Source organism: Streptomyces sp. NPDC056734 (assembly GCF_042790455.1).
Lineage (GTDB): Bacteria > Actinomycetota > Actinomycetes > Streptomycetales > Streptomycetaceae > Streptomyces.
The window spans coordinates 67022-85619 of record NZ_JBHTZD010000032.1; the positions used below are offsets into that span (position 1 = coordinate 67022).

An 18598-nucleotide genomic window follows, 5' to 3' on the forward strand; every position below is an offset into this window, starting at 1 on the left:
GGGCGCCCCCTCCGGGAGGGAGGGGGCGCCCGGTTCTTTGCCGGGTCAGCGGGTACCCGCGGTCACCGGCTCGGTCTCCTTCGGCGGCACCGGCCGCTCGGGGGCCCGGGACAGCGGCCCCGGCCACCACACCGCACGGCGCAGCGCCACGCTCGCGCTGGTCACCAGGTACGTCCGGACCAGGAAGGTGTCCAGCAGCACGCCCACCGCGATGACGAAGCCCAGCTCGGCGAGCGCCACCATCGGCATGGTGATGAGCACGGCGAAGGTCGCGGCGAGCACCATTCCGGCGGAGGCGATGACACCGCCGGTGGTGCGCAGCGCGGTCAGCGCCGCGGGGACCGGCTCGGCGCCCTTGAGGGCCTCCTCCCGCATCCGGTGCATGAGGAAGATGCCGTAGTCCACGCCGAGCGCGACGAGGAACACGAAGGACAGCAGCCCGAGCCCCGGATCGGTCCCCTCGAAGCCGAACAGCGGCCCGAAGACCAGTCCGCCGATGCCGAGCGAGGCCCCCCACACCGCGACCACGGCGGCGACCAGCAGCAGCGGCGCGACCAGGCTGCGCAGCAGCACCACCAGGATCAGCAGCACGGACAGCAGCACCAGCGGTACGACGATCGTCTGGTCCCGGGCGTTGGTGTCCTTCAGATCGAGTTGTTCGGCGCTGGGCCCACCGACGTACGAGCCGTCCAGCCGGTCACGGAGTTCCTCGATGGTCCGGGTCTCCTGGGCGGACTGCGGCGGCGCGTCGGCCATCACGGTGATCTCGGTCCAGCCGTCGCCGCTGCGCCCGCGTTCGGCGCTGCTCACCCCGCCGGTGTCCCGCACCTGGGCCAGCGCGGCGTCCGCCCCGTCGGTGGGGGTGACGACGGTGATGGGCTGGCTGCTTCGCTCGGGGTACGCGGCGGCGAGCGTCTGCATGGCGGCCACCGCGTCGGGCGTGCTCGTGAAGGAGTCCTCCTGCTTGAGGTCGCCGGGCAGATTCAGGGTGCCCAGGGCCAGCGCCCCGAGCAGCAGGGCCCCGCCGAGCAGCACGGTCCGGGGCCGGCGCCCGGCCGAGTCGCCCATCGCCGAGAACAGCGACCGGCGGGCCTTGGGCGCACTGCCGTAGCGCGGCACCAGCGGCCAGAACACCCGTCGGCCGAGCAGCACCAGCAGGGCGGGCAGCAGGGTCAGCATGGCGATCAGCGCGCACAGCACGCCGACGGTCCCGAAGGGGCCCATGCCCCGGCTGGAGTTCAGATCGGCGGCGAGCAGGCACAGCAGCCCGGCGGCGACGGTCCCGGACGAGGCGAGCACGGCGGGCCCGCAGCCGCGCAGCGCCCGGACCATGGCGTCGTAGGGCCGCTCCACCGTGCGCAGTTCCTCCCGGTAGCGGGAGACCAGCAGCAGCGCGTAGTCCGTCCCGGCGCCGAACACCAGGATCGTCATGATCCCGGAGGACTGGCCGGACACCGACGTCCCGAACCACTGGTTGAGCCCGTAGGCCACGCCCATCGACAGAAAGTCCGCGATCCCGGCGACGACGAGCGGCACCAGCCACAGGAACGGACTGCGGTAGATGATGATCAGCAGTACGGCGACGACGGCGACGGTCGTGTAGAGCAGCGGTCCGTCGAGCGAGCTGTAGACCTCCCCGGCGTCGGTGGCCAGCGCGGCCTCACCGCCGACCTCGACGCTCAGCCCGTCCCCGCCCCGGGCCACGTCCCGCACCTCGTTGACGAGCACGTCCCGGGCGTCCTCGTCCTGCCCCGGTTCATTGCTGGCGACGGGATACATCAGGGTGGTGCCGTCCGCGGAGTCCACCCCCACCGGCTCGGCGACCAGCGGGTGCGCCCCGCTGATCTCCTGGATCTGCCGGGCCGCCTCCTCCCGGTCCGCCCCGGTCAGCCCGCCGTCGCGGTGATAGACGACGACCATCTCACTGGTCTCACCACCGGGCAGCCGGTCCTGGATCTTGGCGACCTGCGTGGAGTCGGCGCTGTTCGGCAGATAGTCCACGGCCCGGTCCCGCTGCACATCCCCCAGCTTCGAGGCGAACGGCGAGGCGATCACCATCACGGCGATCCACAACCCGAGCACCACCCAGGGCACGACCCGCCGCCGTCGCCGTATCGATGCAGTAGCGGCCCCCATAAGAAGGGCCTCCCTCCGGTAGGACTGTCTGAGACGGTCCCCACCTTTCCGGGAGGCCAGCACGTTTACGTCACACGAAAGACCGAGTCACCCGGTACTACGCCAGGCGTCGACGGCCCCCGACTACTCCCGGGGGAGTACGGCGACGCCCTAGTCTCTTAGGGGCGCGGGGAACTGCGCGAGCAACCACGACACACCCGCACCCAAGACCCAAGCACCACCACCCCCAGGGGCGCGGGGAACTGCGCGACCAGCCACAACACACCCGCACCCAAAACCTAGGGCACCGCCGCCGCAGCCAGCAGCCGCGTAACCTCATCCGCCGTAATGGTCAACGCCGCGCCAACCGTGGCCAACACCTCCCGCTCAGCCGCCGTATAGGGCCCATCCGCGAGAGCGATCCGCGCCCCCTGCAACAAGATCCCCTCCCGCCCCGCAGGCGCGAGATGCGGCGCCAGCGGATCGAGCGCCTCATGCAGCTCTATGGCCAGCCCCGGCCCGCAGGGCCGCCCGTACACCCGCCCCGTATCCGCCGCGAGCGCCTCGACCAGCGCATCGAGCTGGTCCTCCGTGCAGTCGTCGAACCCGGCCGCCCGCACGGTCCCCGCGGCGGTGGACAGCGACGCACGCGCCCGGGTCCCGTCGGCGGCGAGCACGGCCAGCGCGACGGTGTGCACGGCGTCCCGCAGCATCGCCGAGAACCGGGAGGTGGTCGGATGATCGAGAACGTCCGTCCCGAAGTGCCGCCGGCAGGCCGCGCACTCGATGGTGGGCCCGGTCTCGCCGCGCGGCAGCACCGGCACCCCGAGCAGAGTGAACCGGCGCCGCCCGGTCAGCCGCTGGAAATTGCGGTCGCCGCCGCAGCCCGGGCAGAAGAACTGTCCGTCGCCGACGGCCGTCCACGCCGTGCGGGTGCCCAGAATGCGCGAATGCCTGGCCGCGCGACCGTCTCGTCCTGGCAGCACGTCGCACCTCCGTAACCCCACGGCAACATCGCCGCGCCTGCGTGATGTTAGCCACATCGGTGAGCCGTAGTCAGTACCTTGGACGAGACCTTTCCGTGACCTTGGCGTGAGTTGGCCGGTAAACGGCGGGATCCCGCCCACCGAAGACGGTGGACGGGATCCGCAAACCCCCGGTCCCGGCGGTCAGCGAGCCGCCCGGTTGACGGCGGAGACGACCGCCTTCAGCGAGGCGCGGGTGGTGTTCGGGTCGATGCCGATGCCCCACAGCACCTGGTCACCGATCGCGCACTCGATGTAGGAGGCGGCCTGCGCGGAGGCGCCCTCGCTCATGGTGTGCTCCTGGTAGTCCAGCAGCCGTACGTCAACGCCGGTGGAGTGCAGGGCGTCGAAGAAGGCCGAGATCGGACCGTTGCCGGAGCCGGTCAGCACGGTGTCCGTGCCGTCGACGGTGGCCTCCACGGTGAGCGTGTCCACCCCGTCGGTGTCGGTGGTGGACTGGCCGGTACGCACCTGGACACGGCCCCAGGGGTTGTCCGGGTTGGGCAGGTACTCGTCCTGGAAGATCGCCCAGATGTCGCTCGGCGTGACCTCGCCGCCCTCGGCGTCCGTCTTGGCCTGGATGATCTTGGAGAACTCGATCTGCATCCGGCGCGGCAGGTCGAGCTTGTGCTCGTTCTTCAGGACGTACGCCAGGCCGCCTTTGCCGGACTGCGAGTTCACCCGGATCACGGCCTCGTAGGAGCGGCCGACGTCCTTGGGGTCGATGGGCAGGTACGGCACGGCCCACTCGATGTCGTCGACCGTCGTGCCCCGGGCCGCGGCGTCGGCCTCCATGGCGTCGAAGCCCTTCTTGATGGCGTCCTGGTGGGAGCCGGAGAAGGACGTGTAGACCAGGTCGCCCACGTAGGGGTGGCGCGGGTGGACCTCCATCTGGTTGCAGTACTCCCACGTACGACGGATCTCGTCGATGTCGGAGAAGTCGATCTGCGGGTCGACGCCCTGCGAGAACAGGTTCATGCCCAGGGTGACCAGGTCGACGTTGCCGGTGCGCTCGCCCTGTCCGAACAGACAGCCCTCGACCCGGTCGGCCCCGGCCATCAGCGCCAGCTCGGCGGCGGCGACGGCGGTCCCCCGGTCGTTGTGCGGGTGGATCGACAGGCACACATGCTCGCGGCGGCTCAGATGGCGGCCCATCCACTCGAACCGGTCGGCGTGGGTGGACGGCGTGGAGCGCTCGACGGTGGCCGGCAGGTTCAGGATGATCTCGCGGCCCGGACCGGGCTGCCAGACGTCCATCACCGCCTCGCAGACCTCCAGCGCGAAGTCCAGCTCGGTGTCGGTGAAGATCTCCGGCGAGTACTGGTAGCCGAAGGTCGTCTCCGGGCCCAGCAGCTTGTCGGCGTACTCCATGACCAGCCGCGTCCCGTCCACGGCGATCTGCCTGATGTCGTCCCTGGAGCCCCGGAAGACGACCCGGCGGAAGACGGGGGCGGTGGCGTTGTACAGATGCAGGGTCGCGCGGTGGGCGCCCTTCAGGGACTCCACGGTCCGCTCGATCAGATCCTCACGGGCCTGGGTCAGGACGGAGATCGTCACGTCCTCGGGGATGGCACCCTCGTCCTCGATGATCGAGCGCACGAAATCGAAGTCGGTCTGCCCGGAAGCGGGGAACCCGACCTCGATCTCCTTGTAGCCCATCTTGACCAGCAGATCGAACATCGCCCGCTTGCGTACCGGGGACATCGGGTCGATCAGGGCCTGGTTGCCGTCGCGCAGGTCGGTGGAGAGCCAGCGGGGGGCGACGGTGACGCGCTGTCCGGGCCAGGTGCGGTCGGGGATGTCGACCTGCTCGTAGCGGCCGTACTTGTGGATCGGCATGGAACTGGGCTGCTGGCGATTCGCCATGATGCGGGGGCTCCTCAGGTGTCCGGGAAGGACGGCCGACGGCAACACCAAGCGCCGCGGGGAGGGAGTCGACCTGGATTACAGGCCCTCGCCGCGGCAGCTAAGAAGAAGCAGCCCAAAACGCATGATGCCCAGCACTGTAACCGACACAGACCCCATACGCCCCCGTGTATCACCATCCGAAACCAGGACTCACCTATGCAGGACCCCGGAGGCCGACTCCTTCACAGGGCCGCGGGCAACGCCCTGAAGGGGCGCGGGGAACTGCGCGAGCAACCCCCCACAACCCGCACCCTGTAACACACCGCAACCACCCCAACCGAAAACCGACCCACACTTCACCATTCCCGGTAACCCCTAGTGACGCAGGCCAAACGGAGTGCAAAGGTGTCGCACATGAAGAACAACGGGGCCCACGAGCCCATCTTCTGCACGATCATCCCCCCACACGCCCTGGACAAGCTCGCCCAGGCCCAAGAACCCGCGGTGGCCGGCGCAGCGCGCCGCACCCTCCAGCGCGACGCCTTCGAGCGCACCCAGCGCCGCCTGACCACCGTCCTGGGCGCCCCCGCGGTCGCCGCCCCCGCCGCGGCGGCCCCCGGCACCCCCCACCGCACCATCTACGACGCCCAGCACAAGACCTCCCTGCCCGGCAAGAAGGTCCGCGGCGAAGGCTCGGACCCCGGCCAGGACGCCACCGTCAACCGCGCGTACGCGGGCCTCGGCGCCACCTACGAACTGTTCTTCTCGGCCTTCGCCCGCGACTCGATCGACGCGAACGGCCTCCCGCTGGACGCGACGGTCCACTACGACCAGGACTACAACAACGCGTTCTGGAACGGCGAGCAGATGGTGTTCGGCGACGGCGACGGCGAGATCTTCCTCGACTTCACCCTCCCGATCGACGTCATCGGCCATGAACTCGCCCACGGCGTCACCCAGTACACCGCGAACCTCACGTACTTCGGCCAGCCCGGCGCGCTCAACGAGTCGCTCTCCGATGTCTTCGGCTCCCTCATCAAGCAGTACACGCTCGGCCAGACCGCCGACCAGGCGGACTGGCTGATCGGCGCCGGACTGCTCGCCCCGCGCGTCACGGGCGTGGCCCTGCGCTCGATGAAGGCCCCGGGCACGGCGTACGACGACGATGTCCTCGGCAAGGACCCGCAGCCCGCGACGATGGACGACTTCGTGCGCACCGGCCGGGACAACGGCGGCGTGCACATCAACTCCGGCATCCCCAACCACGCGTTCTACCTCGCCGCCACCGAACTCGGCGGCCACGCCTGGGAGCGGGCCGGACAGGTCTGGTACGACGTGCTGACCGGCGGCGAACTGTCGGAGCAGGCCAGTTTCGCGGACTTCGCCGATCTGACGGTCACCGCCGCGCAGACCCGGTTCGGCGCGGGCGAGGAACTCCAGGCCGTGCAGAAGGCTTGGGAACAGGTCGGGGTGCGCGAGGCGTAGTTCCGTACTAGACAGGGACCCATGCGGATTCAGGTGAGGCGCACGGGAGGTTTCGCCGGCATCGAGCGGCACGCCGAGGTGGACACCTCGGGGCGGCCCGATGCGGCTCAGTGGCAGGCCCTGGCCGGGCGGGCGGTCGCCGCCGGCCGGGGCACCCCGCCACCCGGGGTGCCGGACGGCTTCGGCTACGAGATCACGGTGGACGGCACCACGGTGTACTGCGCGGACCCCCGGCTCACGGACGACCAGCGCGAGCTGATCAGACGGGTCCTCAAGGAAGGCGCGTAGCCCGCGCCGGCCCCGCGCGGGCAACCGCCTTTTCCCACCCGCCCGTTGACTTCCGTTACCCCTGGTACGGATGATCCGCGCATGGCGACGACCGACCCACGCGCGAAGACGGCGACACCCCCTGCGAGCGACCCCGTTCCCCGGTTCCCGGACGGGTTCCTCTGGGGGGTGTCGACCTCCGCCCATCAGATCGAGGGCGCGGCGGACGAGCGGGAACCGTCGGTGTGGGACACCTTCACCGCCGAGCCCGGCCGGGTGAAGGACGGCTCGACCGCCGCCGTGGCCTGCGACCACTACCACCGCTACGAGCAGGACGTGGCGCTGCTGGCCGGGCTGGGCGTGGACGCGTACCGCTTCTCCCTCTCCTGGCCCCGGGTGAACTCCCCCGGCGGGCTGGACTTCTACGACCGGCTGGTGGACGCCCTGTGCGCGGCGGGCGTCCGCCCGGTGGCGACCCTCTTCCACTGGGATCTGCCGCTCGGCCTCGACTGGCGGGAGCGGGACACGGCCGCCCGGTTCGCCGACCATGTGGCGGTGGTCGCCGGGCGGCTCGGTGACCGGGTGACGCGGTGGATCACCCTCAACGAGCCTGCCGAACACACCCTGCTGGGCCATGCCCTGGGCCTGCACGCGCCCGGGAAGCAGCTGCTGTTCGACGCGCTGCCGGTGGCCCACCACCAGCTGCTCGCCCACGGTCTGGCCGTTCCGGTGCTGCGCGCCGCCGGGGCCACGGACATCGGGATCGCCAACTCGCACGGCCCGACCTGGCCCGCCTCCAGCGACAGCGCGGACGTGGCGGCGGCCGATTTCTACGACGTCCTGCTCAACCGGCTGTTCGCCGAACCGCTGCTGCTGGGCGCCTACCCGTCCGGGCTGGGCGAGCTGATGCCGTCCGACGATCTCGCGGCCGACCTGAAGACGATCTCCGCGCCGCTCGACTTCTACGGCGTCAACTACTACGCGCCGACCCGGGTGGGCGCCCCGCAGGGCACCGAGATCGACTTCGGCGGGGTGCGGATGCCGGCCGAACTGCCTTTCTCGGTACGGGAGATCGAGGGCGTCCCGGTGACCGACTTCGGCTGGCCGGTGCTCCCGGACGGCCTGACCGAGCTGCTGACCGGCTTCCGCGACCGCTACGGCGACCGGCTCCCGCCGATCGTCATCACCGAGAACGGCTGCTCCTACGACGGCCTCGACGACCAGGACCGGATCGGCTACCTGGACGGCCATATCCGCGCCCTGCACCGGGCGATCGAGGCGGGGGTCGACGTACGCGGCTACTTCGTGTGGTCACTGCTCGACAATTTCGAGTGGGCACAGGGGTACGCGCGGCGCTTCGGGCTGGTGCACGTGGACCACGCGACGCAGAAACGCACCCCCAAGGCGTCCTACGGCTGGTACCGGGAGCTGCTGCGCGCCCAGCGGTGACGACCCGGCCGCGTCACCGGGCCCGCCTCACAGGGCCCCGGCGTCCCGCGCGTTCCACACGCTCGGGAAGAGCGGGCGGAAGCCCAGTTCGCGGCGGATCCGTTCGGTGGACATGACGCCGGACCAGGGGTCGGTGCGGGCAGCGAGTTCAACCCCGGCTCGCTCGCGCTCTTCCCGCCCGAGGACCACCCGGCCATGGCCCGCAGCCATGTGGCGACCCTGCGCGCGGTGTCCGCGGCCCGTCCCGACGACCCGGAACCGGCCGCCCTGGTGGCCGAACTCCGCTCAACCAGCGAGGAGTTCGCCCGGCTGTGGACCGAGCACGAGGTCTCGCGGCGCAACCGCGCCACGAAACGCTTCCTGCACCCGGTGGTGGGCCTGCTGGAGCTGGACTGCGAGGTCCTGCTGAGCCACCAGCACCGCCATCTGCTGGTCATCCACACGGCCCGCCCGGGGACCCAGAGCCATGAACGCCTCAGGCTCCTGCGGGTGGTGGGCACCCAGGACCTGTCACCGGCCTGAGCCCGAACCCCGCCTCAGGCTGCGGCTCCGCCGCGCGGGCACGGGCAGCCACCCGCACCCGGCGCGGGCACAGCCGTCAGAACCCCAGCTTCCGCAGCTGCTTGGGGTCCCGCTGCCAGTCCTTCGCCACCTTCACATGCAGATCCAGGAAGACCGGCGTCCCCAGCAGCGCCTCGATCTGCTTGCGTGACTTGATCCCGACGTCCTTGAGCCGCTTGCCCTTGGGGCCGATGACGATCCCCTTCTGGCTGGGCCGCTCGATGTAGAGGTAGGCGTGGATGTCGAGCAGCGGCCGGTCGGCGGGGCGGTCGGGACGCGGCAGCATCTCCTCGACCACCACGGCGATGGAGTGCGGCAGCTCGTCGCGTACGCCCTCCAGGGCCGCCTCCCGGATCAGCTCGGCGATCATCACCTGCTCGGGCTCGTCGGTCAGCTCGCCGTCCGGGTAGAGGTGCGGGCCCTCGGGGAGCAGCGGGACCAGCAGATCGGCGAGCAGGTCGACCTGCTTGCCGGAGACCGCCGACACCGGCACGATCTCGGCCCACTCGAAGCCCAGCTCCTTGCCGAGCTGGTCGATGGCGATGAGCCGCTCGGCGAGGGTCTTGGAGTCGACCAGGTCGGTCTTGGTGACGACGGCGACCTTGGGGGTCTTGCGGATCCCGGCCAGCTCCTTGGCGATGAACCGGTCGCCGGGGCCGATCTTCTCGTTCGCCGGGAGGCAGAAGCCGATCACGTCGACCTCGGCCCAGGTGGCGCGGACCACGTCGTTGAGCCGCTCGCCGAGCAGCGTGCGCGGCTTGTGCAGGCCGGGGGTGTCCACCAGGATCAGCTGGGCGTCGGGGCGGTGCACGATGCCCCGGACGGTGTGCCGGGTGGTCTGCGGCTGGTCCGCGGTGATCGCCACCTTCCGCCCGACCAGAGCGTTCGTGAGGGTGGACTTGCCCGCGTTGGGGCGGCCCACGAAACAGGCGAAGCCGGCGCGGTGCGGCGCCTTTGACGGCTCGGAGGACGGGGTTCGAACGCTCATGGGGCCCATTCTCCCTGATCCACAAGGCGGTGCCGTACGGGAGTGGGCCCGGGCGCGGACCCACTCCCGTACGGCGTGCGGCCGGGATCAGCCGCAGCGGCCGGATCAGTCGAACACGAACGGCCCCGGCGACTGCGGCGCGGTCGCCGTACAGGTGAGGTTGATGAAGCCCCAGATGGTCATCTTCAGCTGGCCGCCGAACGCCTCCAGGCTGTCGCCGGAGGCCACCGTGCCGCTCAGCGGGCCGATGGTGACCGGGTCACCGGTGTTCATGGCCGGGTTCTCGGTGCCGGAGAAGGTGACGGTGGCGCCGCCCGCCTTCACCAGGGTGAGGGAGGAGACGATGGAGTCGGCGCCGAGGGCGACCGGGGCGGTGATCGCGGTGGAGGTGAGGGTGACGGTCGCCGCCGTGCCGTTCTGGGTGGCCGTGAGGGTGGCGGCGCCGGTGCCGAGGCCGCCGCAGTCGGCGTTGATGGTGGCGGTGGCGGGGGTGACGGCGAGCGCCGTGGGTGCCAGGGCGAGCCCGGTGACCGCGAGGGCGACGGCCGTGAGGGCCGCGCCGGTGGCGGTCCGCCTGAGTGTCCCTGTCCGCTTGCGTGTCATGGGGATGCGGTTCCCTTCCCGTGTGGGGGATGCCATGTGGGGGTGTACGGGAGACGGCACGCCACGCACTGACGAGCTGCGGATCTGACGGTCCGTCGGAACTAGCGCTTTTATTGATACCGGAGCGACGGACCGCGGTGAGGGCGAGAACCGGCCATGTTACCGCCGGTAAATTGAAGGGATGGACGGGTGACCGAGTGAACGGGCAGCCGAGTGACCGGGTGCCTACTCGGCGCCGACCCTCAGCCGCACCTCTCCGTCCGGCCCCGCCAGGAACACCGGCGTCCCGGCCCCGCCCAGATCCCGTACGGCCGCCAGATCCCCGGCCGTCACCTCCGCGGCCTCGCTCACCACGGCCGCCGCCTCCAGCGACCGCGCCCCGGACGCCACCGCCATCGCCACCGCCGTCTGCACCGCGCTGAGCCGCAGCGACGTGAGCGCCACCGTCCCGGCGACATACGTCCGCCCGGTCTCGTCCCGCACGGCGGCCCCCTCGGGCACTCCGTTGCGGGCCCGAGCGGAACGGGCCAGGGTGACGATCTTGCGGTCCTCGGCGTCGAGCGCGCTGCTGTCGGTCATGCCCCGAAGCATACGAAGCGAGCGTGCCCGCCCGTCACCGGCGGTCCAGCCGCAGCCGCTCGGCCCGCGGCAGACCCGCCACCACCAGGTCGTACGAGTCCTCCACCAGCTCTTTGACCAGCGTGCCCGGCAGATCGCCGACCGTCACCGTGTTCCAGTGCCGCTTGTTCATGTGCCAGCCGGGGACGATCAGCCCGGGATGCTCGGCGCGCAGCCGCACCGCGTCCTGTGGGTCGCACTTGAGGTTGACCTTCAGCGGCTCGGCGTCCAGAGAGCTGAGCGCGAAGAGCTTGCCCAGGACCCGGAAGACCGAGAGTTCGGACCCGAACGGAAAGTCCTCCACGGCCGCGTTGAACGACAGACACAGCTCACGCAGCTCCTGAGGGGTCACGCTTCCTCCCGATGCGGCGACTTCACAGCCCCCGCCGATCCCGCCGCCTCCACCGGCTCCACGAGGACCGTCACGATCTTGTTGCGGCGCCCGGCCGGGGCCTCCGCCGTCAGCCGCAGCGAGCGCCCGTCGGGCAGGTCGACCACCGCGGTGGCACCGGCGATCGGCACCCGCCCCAGACACTTGGCGAGCAGTCCGCCGACCGTCTCCACGTCCTCGTCGTCGTACGCCTCCAGCCCGTACAGCTCGCCCAGATCGCCGATGTCGAGCCGGGCGGTGACCCGGTGACGGCCCGCGCCCAGCTCCTGCACGGGCGGCAGCTCACGGTCGTACTCATCGGTGATCTCGCCGACGATCTCCTCCAGGATGTCCTCGATGGTGACGATCCCGGCCGTGCCGCCGTACTCGTCGATCACCACGGCGACGTGATTGCGCTCCTTCTGCATCTCGCGCAGCAGATCACCGGCGTTCTTGGTGTCCGGCACGAAGAACGCGGGGCGCATCGCCGTCGACACCAGCTCGGACTCGGCGTCCCGGCTGATGTGGGTCTTGCGGGCGAGATCCTTCAGATACACGATCCCGACGATGTCGTCCTCGCTCTCCCCGGTCACCGGGATCCGCGAGAAACCGGAGCGCAGGGCGAGGGTGAGGGCCTGGCGGATGGTCTTGTAACGCTCGATCACCACCAGGTCGGTGCGCGGGACCATCACCTCACGCACCAGCGTGTCGCCCAGCTCGAACACCGAGTGCACCATCCGGCGCTCGTCGTCCTCGATCAGCGACTCCTGCTCGGCGAGATCCACCAGCGCCCGCAGCTCCGCCTCGGACGCGAACGGACCACGCCGGAAGCCCTTGCCCGGGGTGAGCGCGTTGCCGATCAGGATCAGCAGGGAGGGGATCGGGCCCATGATCCGCGCGAGCGGCAGCAGCACATACGCGGCGGCGGTCGCGGTGTTCAGCGGATGCTGCCGCCCGATGGTGCGAGGCGACACCCCGACCGCGACATACGACACCAGCACCATGACCCCGATGGCGACGAGCAGCGCCTCCCAGGTGGCCGAGAACTCCTTCAGACACGCGTACGTCACCAGCGCGGCGGCGGCCATCTCGCAGGCCACCCGCACCAGCAGCGCCACATTCAGATACCGGGTGGGGTCGGCGGCGACCTGCGCCAGCTTGGCACTGCCGCGCCGCCCGGACCGTACGGATTCCTCCGCGCGGAAGCTGGAGACGCGCGCCAGGCCCGCCTCCGCGCAGGCGGCGAGCCAGGCCACGACGACCAGCGCGACCGCGCCGGTGATCAGGGGGATGCTCATGACACGGTCGGGGCGGGGGACGGACCGGTCAGGCCCTGCTCCGCACGCCAGCCGTCCACGATGGCCGCCTGAAGCCCGAACATCTCGGCCTTCTCGTCCGGCTCCTCATGGTCGTACCCCAGCAGATGCAGCACTCCGTGCACGGTGAGCAGCTGAAGCTCCTCGTCCATGGAGTGCTGCGTGTCCGCTTCCGCCCCCTGCCTGGCGGCGACCTCCGGGCACAGCACGATGTCCCCGAGCAGCCCCGGCGGGGGCTCCTCGTCATCCTTCGAGGGCGGCCGCAGCTCATCCATCGGGAAGGACATCACATCCGTCGGCCCCGGCAGATCCATCCACTGGATGTGCAGCTGCTCCATGGCGTCGGCGTCCACGACGATCACCGAGAGTTCGGAGAGCGGGTGGATACGCATCCGCGCGAGCGCGTAGCGGGCGATGTCGAGGACCGCCTGCTCGTCGACCTCGGTCCCGGACTCGTTGTTGACGTCGATCGACATCTGCTGCTGGTCTACTTCCCCTGAGAGCCCTTGGCACCGGACTTGCCACGGCCCTGCTGCATGCCGTTCTCCGTGCCGTTCTTGCTGTCGTACTCCTCGTACGCGTCGACGATACGGCCCACCAGCTTGTGCCGGACGACGTCGTGCGACGACAGTCGGGAGAAGTGCACGTCCGGCACCCCTTCCAGGATCTCCTGCACCTGCCGCAGCCCCGACTTGGTCCCCTTGGGCAGATCGACCTGCGTCACATCCCCCGTGATCACGATCTTCGACTCGAAACCGAGCCGCGTGAGGAACATCTTCATCTGCTCGGGGCTGGTGTTCTGCGCCTCGTCCAGGATGATGAAGGCGTCATTCAGGCTCCTGCCCCTCATATACGCCAGCGGCGCCACCTCGATCGTGCCCGCGGCCATCAGTTTGGGGATGGAGTCCGGGTCGATCATGTCGTGCAGGGCGTCGTAGAGCGGGCGCAGGTAGGGGTCGATCTTTTCGTAGAGGGTGCCGGGGAGGAAGCCGAGGCGCTCGCCCGCCTCCACCGCGGGGCGGGTCAGGATGATGCGGTTGACCTGCTTGGACTGGAGGGCCTGGACCGCCTTGGCCATCGCCAGATACGTCTTGCCGGTACCGGCGGGGCCGATGCCGAAGACGATGGTGTGGTGGTCGATCGCGTCGACGTACCGCTTCTGGTTGAGGGTCTTGGGGCGGATCGTGCGGCCTCGCGAGGACAGGATGTTCTGTGTCAGCACCTGCGCCGGGGTCTCGGCCCCGTCGCTCTCCCCGTTCTCGCTCGCCTTGAGCATGGCGATCGAGCGTTCCACTGCGTCCTCCGTCATCGGCTGCCCGGTGCGGAGCACCAGCATCATCTCGTCGAACACGCGCTGGACCATGGTGACCTGTGCCGGGTCGCCGGTCGCGCTGATCTCATTGCCCCGGACATGGATGTCGGCCGCCGGGAAGGCCTTCTCGATCACACGCAGAAGGGAGTCGCCGGACCCCAGGAGGGTGACCATGGAGTGCTGGGCGGGGACGGTGATCTGTGCGCTCGCGTGCCCCTGCGCAGGGGTATGAGCTGTGGGTGTCTGAGTCATGGGCCGGCGCAGATCGCCTGCTTTTCCTCCTTGATACGGCCGCGTGGCTGAGGGCGGCCTCGCGTTTCCCAGGGTACGACGGGGGGCTGACATCGCCGTAGGGCTTTTCGCGGGGGATGTGGCGAACGGCCGGACGGGCTCATGCCGGACGGGCTCATGCCGGACGGTCCCCTACCGAGCGGGCTCCTGCCGTGCGGGCTCATACCGTGCGGCCGAAGCCGATCGTGGGGACCGCTCGGCGCAGGGGCCAGGGTCTGGCGCGCTCGCCGGGGACCAGGCCGTCCAGGAACGCGTACCGTCTCAGGGCCGTCGGGTCCTGGCCCGGCAGTGACTGCACCTTGCGCCACCAGGCGCCGATCTCCGACCAGCCGGGGGCGGAGAGCGAGCCGCCGAACTCCTGGACCGACAGCGCGGCGGTGAGCCCGGCGAAGGCGAGCCGGTCGGCGAGCGGCCAGTCGGCGAGGGTACCGGCGACGAATCCGGCCACGAAGACATCCCCGGCGCCGGTCGGGTCCAGCGCCTCGACGGCGATGGCGGGCACCTCGGCGGTCTCACCGGTGCGGCCGTCGACCGCGTACGCCCCCTCGGCACCGAGGGTGACGACCGCCAGCGGTACGTACCGGGCGAGGGCGTGGGCGGCGCGGCGGGGGCAGTCGGTGCCGGTGTAGCGCATCGCCTCCTGCGCGTTGGGCAGGAACGCCTCGCAGAACTCCAGGTCGGCGAGGCCCGCCAGGTCCCAGGTGCCGGTGTCGTCCCAGCCGACGTCGGCGAAGATCCGGGTGCCGCCCCGGCCGGCCTGTTCGATCCAGGGGTCGCGGCGGCCGGGGGTGAGCGCGGCGACGGCGGCCCGCGCGTGCGGCGGTCGGTCGGGGGCGGGTTCCTCCGGGGGTGGTTCATGGCCGTGGGACACCATGGTGCGCTCGTCGTCGTAGGCCATGGAGACGGTGACCGGGGAGTGCCAGCCGGGGACCGTGCGCGAGGGGGTGAGGTCGATGCCCTCGCCGGTCTCCAGGGCGTCCCAGCAGTACTCCCCGTAGTGGTCGTCGCCGAAGGCGGCGGCGAGGGAGGTGCGCATACCGAGGCGGGCGAGGGCGGTGGCCATGTTGGCGACGCCGCCGGGGCTCGATCCCATGCCCCGCGCCCATGACTCGGTCCCGCGCACCGGCGCGGATTCGAGGCCGGTGAAGATGATGTCGAGGAAGACCGTGCCGGTGAGATAGACGTCCCAGGGCGGATCGTCGGGCCGGCGGAGATCGGCCAGTGGATCGACCTGGCGGTGCGGCGGCGCCTTTCGGGCGATGGCGTTGGAGGCTTTCACTTGCGCTCCCTGACGTGGTGCGGATCTGGTCAGTGTGCACCACGCCACTGACAACGGCCGCTGACCAGGCGGGCGACCGCGCACGCGAGGGGGCCGCCCTGTACCCGGACCCTCTCCCCCCAAACGGAATTCCGCCACGATTCACGCATTCGGCCCTCCCGCCACCCTCCCCCCAGTTGATACAAATTGCCCGCTTGATACGAATATGCCAGCGCGCCCCTGGCCGCCGAAAAGGGCCGCCCGCCGCCCGCCGCCACCCACCCCCTTCCTGTGCCGCTCGCCTCGCATGCCCTGGGACCGCCCGTGTCCGCCCGCCCCGCTCCGCCCCGGCCGCTCGTCGCCCTGTTCACCGCCGGGCATCTGGCCCCCTATCTGCTGCCGACGCTGGTCGGCCGGCTCGACTCCCGGCTGGGCGTGTCCGCGCCCCAGGCCGGTGCCATCGGCAGTGTGCTGCTGCTGAGTTCGGCGTCGGCGGGGTTCGTGCTCGCGTCCCGGGTCGACCGGATCGGCGCCCGGACACTCGCCCGCACCGGGCTGGCGCTGGCCGCCCTCGGCTACGGCGGGGCCGCGCTGACCGCCTCCGTACCGGCCGTCGTCCTCGGCGCGCTGCTCGGCGGCCTCGGTTCGGGTACGGCGACGGCGGTCGCCGCCACCGGGATGGCCGCCCGGCGGGCACCGCAGCGGGCGACCACGCTCGGGCTGCTGTCGGTGTCCGCGCTCGCGGGCGCGGTTCATCTGACGGTCCCGCACCTGGGCCCCGGCCATGGCCTGCCGTTCGGCGCGATGGCGCTCACCGCGCTGGCGGTGTGGCCGTTCACCGGCCGCCTCCAGGACCGTACGCGCGGGTCCGCGTCCCGGGCCCCGCGCGAGCCGCTTCCCCAGCTGCGGTGGGGGCTGCTGCTGGCCGTCGCGCTGCCGTTCTGGTCGATGGCGCAGAACTGTCTGTGGGGGGTCAGTGGCCGGATCGGGGTCGTGCAGGCGCGGTTGGACGAAGCGACCGTCGGGGTCGTCTTCGCGCTGGCGCTGGGTGCCGGGCTGCTCGGCGCGGTCGCCGCGCGGGCGCTGGGTCCGCGGCTCGGGCTCGCGCTGCCGGTGGGCGCGGGCAGCGCCGTGATCGCCGGCTGCATAGCGCTGAGCGCCGCCGCGACGGACCTGCCGGCCTTCGCCGCCGGCGAGATCGGCTGGAACGCCGTCCACCCGCTGGTCCTGTCGTACGTCATCGGCCTGGCCGCCTCGCTGGACGCGCGCGGACGCTGGGCGGTGCTCGCCGGCTCGGCGTTGTCGCTGGGCACGGCGGCGGGGCCGCTGGTGGGCAGTGTGCTGTCCGCGCGGGCGGGGTTCCCGGCGATGGGGGTGGTCCTGGCGGCCGGGCTGCTGCTGACGGCGGTCCCGATGACGGCGGTGGCGCTGAGGCCGGGCCGCCCTCGGGGGCCGGAGGCCGCCGCCGACCTCCCCGAGATCCCGGTGGACGGTCCGGGTGTGCCCGGAGCCCGGCGGCCGTACGGGACGGCGGACTCGGCGAACGGCTGAGGCCGGGTGGGTCAGCGCCGCGCGGGTCAGCGCCGCGCGGGTCAGCGCCGCGCGGGTCAGCGCCGCTTGGGTCAGCGCCGCTTGGGCAGGGGGACGCGTTGCAGGTCGTGCGCCACGGTCAGTTCGCCCTCGAACCCGGCGGCGCGCGCCTGCTGTTCGAAGGCGTCGACGTCACCGGGTTCGCTGTAGCGCTGGCTGAAGTGGGTGAGGACCAGGTGCCGTACGCCGCCGTCGCGGGCCACGCGGGCGGCCTGTCCGGCGGTCAGGTGGCCGTGCTCGACGGCGAGCCGTTCGTCGGCGTCGAGGAAGGTGGACTCGATGACGAGCAGGTCGCAGCCCTCGGCGAGGGCGTGGACGCCGTCGCAGAGGCGGGTGTCCATGACGAACGCGAACCGCTGCCCGCGCCGCACCTCGCTGACCTGGTCCAGCCGGATGCCGCCGAGCGATCCCTCGCGCTGGATCCGGCCCACGTCCGGTCCGGTGATGCCGTGCGCGGCGAGCCGCTCGGGCAGCATCCGGCGTCCGTCGGGCTCGACCAGCCGGTAGCCGTACGACTCGACGGGGTGGGAGAGGCGACGGGCCTGGAGGGTGTACGAGGCGGTCACCGCGAGGTCGCCGTCGGTGTCGACCGGCGCCTCGGTGAGCGGCACGGTCTCGCGGTAGGCGGTGGCGTGGCGGAGCCGCTCGAAGAAGTGCCGTCCGGAGCGGGGGAAGTGGGCGGTGACCTCGTGCGGCACCTGGTCGAGGTTGATGCGCTGGATGACTCCGGCGAGGCCGAGGCTGTGGTCGCCGTGGAAGTGGGTGACGCAGATCCGGTTCAGGTCGTGGGCGGCGACCCCGGCGCGGAGCATCTGGCGCTGGGTGCCCTCGCCGGGGTCGAAGAGGATGCCTTCGCCGTCCCAGCGCAGGAAGTAGCCGTTGTGGTTGCGGTGGCGGGTCGGCACCTGGCTCGCGGTGCCGAGCACCACCAGTTCACGGACGGACACCGAGCGCTATCCCGGGGGCCACTGCATGCCGCGGCCGCCGAGGACGTGGGCGTGCGCGTGGAAGACGGTCTGGCCGGCGCCGCCGCCGGTGTTGAAGACGACGCGGTAGCTCTCCAGGTGGTCCTGGTCGGCGACGGCCCGGGACTCGCGCAGGACGTCCGCCGCGATCTGGGGTTCGGCGGCGGCCAGGTCGGCGGCGTCGGCGTAGTGGGCCTTCGGGATCACCAGGACGTGGGTGGGCGCCTGGGGGTTGATGTCGCGGAAGGCGACGGTGGTCTCCGTCTCCCGCACGATCGTCGCCGGGATCTGACCCTCGGCGATCTTGCAGAACAGACAGTCGGCCTGGGGCTCCCCAGCCATGGTCCCTCCGGGGGTTGTGGGGTACGACGTGCATCGTATCGTCGTCGGGTTTCCGGCCGGTGGGGGCTGGTCGCGCAGTTCCCCGCGCCCCTGGGGGGGGTGCCGCTGGCCTGCGTGAGCGGTGGCGCCGCTTGCGAGGTGTGGCGTTTCGTTGCCGGGTTTCCGCCGGTGGGGGCTGGTCGCGCAGTTCCCCGC

General features: G+C 71.4%; 17 protein-coding genes and 2 pseudogenes. 5 read left to right on the forward strand and 14 right to left on the reverse strand.

All coding sequences use genetic code 11. The features are described 5' to 3' along the window. Positions 1–45: 45 nt before the first annotated feature. From ACFRFC_RS34280 to leuA, 3 genes are all read right to left on the reverse strand, one after another. Positions 46–2136 (reverse strand): MMPL family transporter, encoded by a 2091-nt coding sequence (locus ACFRFC_RS34280; RefSeq protein ID WP_382689082.1) that lies wholly within the window; start codon positions 2134–2136, stop codon positions 46–48. A gap of 278 nt (positions 2137–2414) precedes the next feature. Beyond that, positions 2415–3101 carry a TerB family tellurite resistance protein gene (locus tag ACFRFC_RS34285; protein ID WP_382689079.1) on the reverse strand — a complete coding sequence of 229 codons (687 nt, stop codon included), beginning with the start codon at positions 3099–3101 and terminating at the stop codon, positions 2415–2417. A gap of 183 nt (positions 3102–3284) precedes the next feature. Next, positions 3285–5006, reverse strand: a complete 1722-nt coding sequence (gene leuA, locus ACFRFC_RS34290) for a 2-isopropylmalate synthase (protein ID WP_382689076.1) — start codon at positions 5004–5006, stop codon at positions 3285–3287. A 396-nt stretch (positions 5007–5402) separates the two neighbouring features. Here leuA and ACFRFC_RS34295 point away from each other — a divergent pair, with 396 nt between their 5' ends. The 3 genes from ACFRFC_RS34295 (at position 5403) to ACFRFC_RS34305 (ending at position 8189) form a co-directional block, all read left to right on the forward strand. Continuing rightward, entirely contained in the window at positions 5403–6473 is a 1071-nt protein-coding gene (locus ACFRFC_RS34295; RefSeq protein WP_382689073.1) for a M4 family metallopeptidase, read from the forward strand. Positions 6474–6494: 21 nt separating this feature from the next. After that, a complete protein-coding gene (locus ACFRFC_RS34300) occupies positions 6495–6761 on the forward strand; it encodes a protealysin inhibitor emfourin (protein ID WP_382689071.1) in 267 nt (88 codons plus the stop codon). A gap of 81 nt (positions 6762–6842) precedes the next feature. Continuing rightward, positions 6843–8189 carry a GH1 family beta-glucosidase gene (locus tag ACFRFC_RS34305; RefSeq protein WP_382689069.1) on the forward strand — a complete coding sequence of 449 codons (1347 nt, stop codon included), beginning with the start codon at positions 6843–6845 and terminating at the stop codon, positions 8187–8189. 27 nt (positions 8190–8216) lie between these two features. On the opposite strand, the pseudogene ACFRFC_RS34310 reads toward ACFRFC_RS34305, so the two are convergent. Continuing rightward, positions 8217–8321, reverse strand: a pseudogene (locus ACFRFC_RS34310) (NAD(P)-dependent oxidoreductase); the annotation flags it as partial. Between the two features lie 30 nt (positions 8322–8351). Here ACFRFC_RS34310 and ACFRFC_RS34315 point away from each other — a divergent pair. Beyond that, positions 8352–8711, forward strand: a pseudogene (locus ACFRFC_RS34315) (transcriptional regulator); the annotation flags it as partial. Positions 8712–8787: 76 nt separating this feature from the next. On the opposite strand, the gene era reads toward ACFRFC_RS34315, so the two are convergent. From era to ACFRFC_RS34355, 8 genes are all read right to left on the reverse strand, one after another. Then, entirely contained in the window at positions 8788–9738 is a 951-nt protein-coding gene (gene era, locus ACFRFC_RS34320; RefSeq protein ID WP_382689066.1) for a GTPase Era, read from the reverse strand. Positions 9739–9843: 105 nt separating this feature from the next. Continuing rightward, positions 9844–10341, reverse strand: coding sequence for a hypothetical protein (locus ACFRFC_RS34325; RefSeq protein WP_382689064.1), 498 nt, complete (start codon positions 10339–10341; stop codon positions 9844–9846). Positions 10342–10566: 225 nt separating this feature from the next. Next, the gene (locus tag ACFRFC_RS34330) at positions 10567–10920 is read right to left on the reverse strand and encodes a cytidine deaminase (protein WP_382689061.1); all 354 of its coding nucleotides are present in this window, start codon (positions 10918–10920) and stop codon (positions 10567–10569) included. 34 nt (positions 10921–10954) lie between these two features. Continuing rightward, entirely contained in the window at positions 10955–11311 is a 357-nt protein-coding gene (locus ACFRFC_RS34335) for an MmcQ/YjbR family DNA-binding protein (RefSeq protein WP_382689059.1), read from the reverse strand. Next, positions 11308–12627 carry a hemolysin family protein gene (locus ACFRFC_RS34340; protein WP_382689056.1) on the reverse strand — a complete coding sequence of 440 codons (1320 nt, stop codon included), beginning with the start codon at positions 12625–12627 and terminating at the stop codon, positions 11308–11310. The genes ACFRFC_RS34335 and ACFRFC_RS34340 overlap by 4 nt, the downstream gene beginning before the upstream one ends. Continuing rightward, complete coding sequence (ybeY, locus tag ACFRFC_RS34345) at positions 12624–13121, reverse strand: rRNA maturation RNase YbeY (protein ID WP_382689054.1); 498 nt, start codon at positions 13119–13121, stop codon at positions 12624–12626. Before ybeY ends, ACFRFC_RS34340 begins: the two co-directional genes overlap by 4 nt. A gap of 11 nt (positions 13122–13132) precedes the next feature. Further along, positions 13133–14209, reverse strand: coding sequence for a PhoH family protein (locus ACFRFC_RS34350; protein WP_382689052.1), 1077 nt, complete (start codon positions 14207–14209; stop codon positions 13133–13135). Between the two features lie 199 nt (positions 14210–14408). Next, the gene (locus ACFRFC_RS34355) at positions 14409–15527 is read right to left on the reverse strand and encodes a carbohydrate kinase family protein (protein ID WP_382689050.1); all 1119 of its coding nucleotides are present in this window, start codon (positions 15525–15527) and stop codon (positions 14409–14411) included. Between the two features lie 303 nt (positions 15528–15830). Here ACFRFC_RS34355 and ACFRFC_RS34360 point away from each other — a divergent pair, with 303 nt between their 5' ends. Further along, positions 15831–17057, forward strand: coding sequence for an MFS transporter (locus ACFRFC_RS34360; RefSeq protein WP_382689048.1), 1227 nt, complete (start codon positions 15831–15833; stop codon positions 17055–17057). A 71-nt stretch (positions 17058–17128) separates the two neighbouring features. Here the strand turns inward: ACFRFC_RS34360 and ACFRFC_RS34365 are convergent, their stop codons facing one another. Together ACFRFC_RS34365 and ACFRFC_RS34370 are read right to left on the reverse strand one after the other, a co-directional pair. After that, positions 17129–18043, reverse strand: coding sequence for a ribonuclease Z (locus ACFRFC_RS34365; protein ID WP_382689046.1), 915 nt, complete (start codon positions 18041–18043; stop codon positions 17129–17131). A gap of 6 nt (positions 18044–18049) precedes the next feature. Continuing rightward, positions 18050–18403: a histidine triad nucleotide-binding protein gene (locus ACFRFC_RS34370; protein ID WP_382689043.1), complete on the reverse strand. Its 354-nt coding sequence runs from the start codon at positions 18401–18403 to the stop codon at positions 18050–18052. Positions 18404–18598 lie beyond the last annotated feature (195 nt).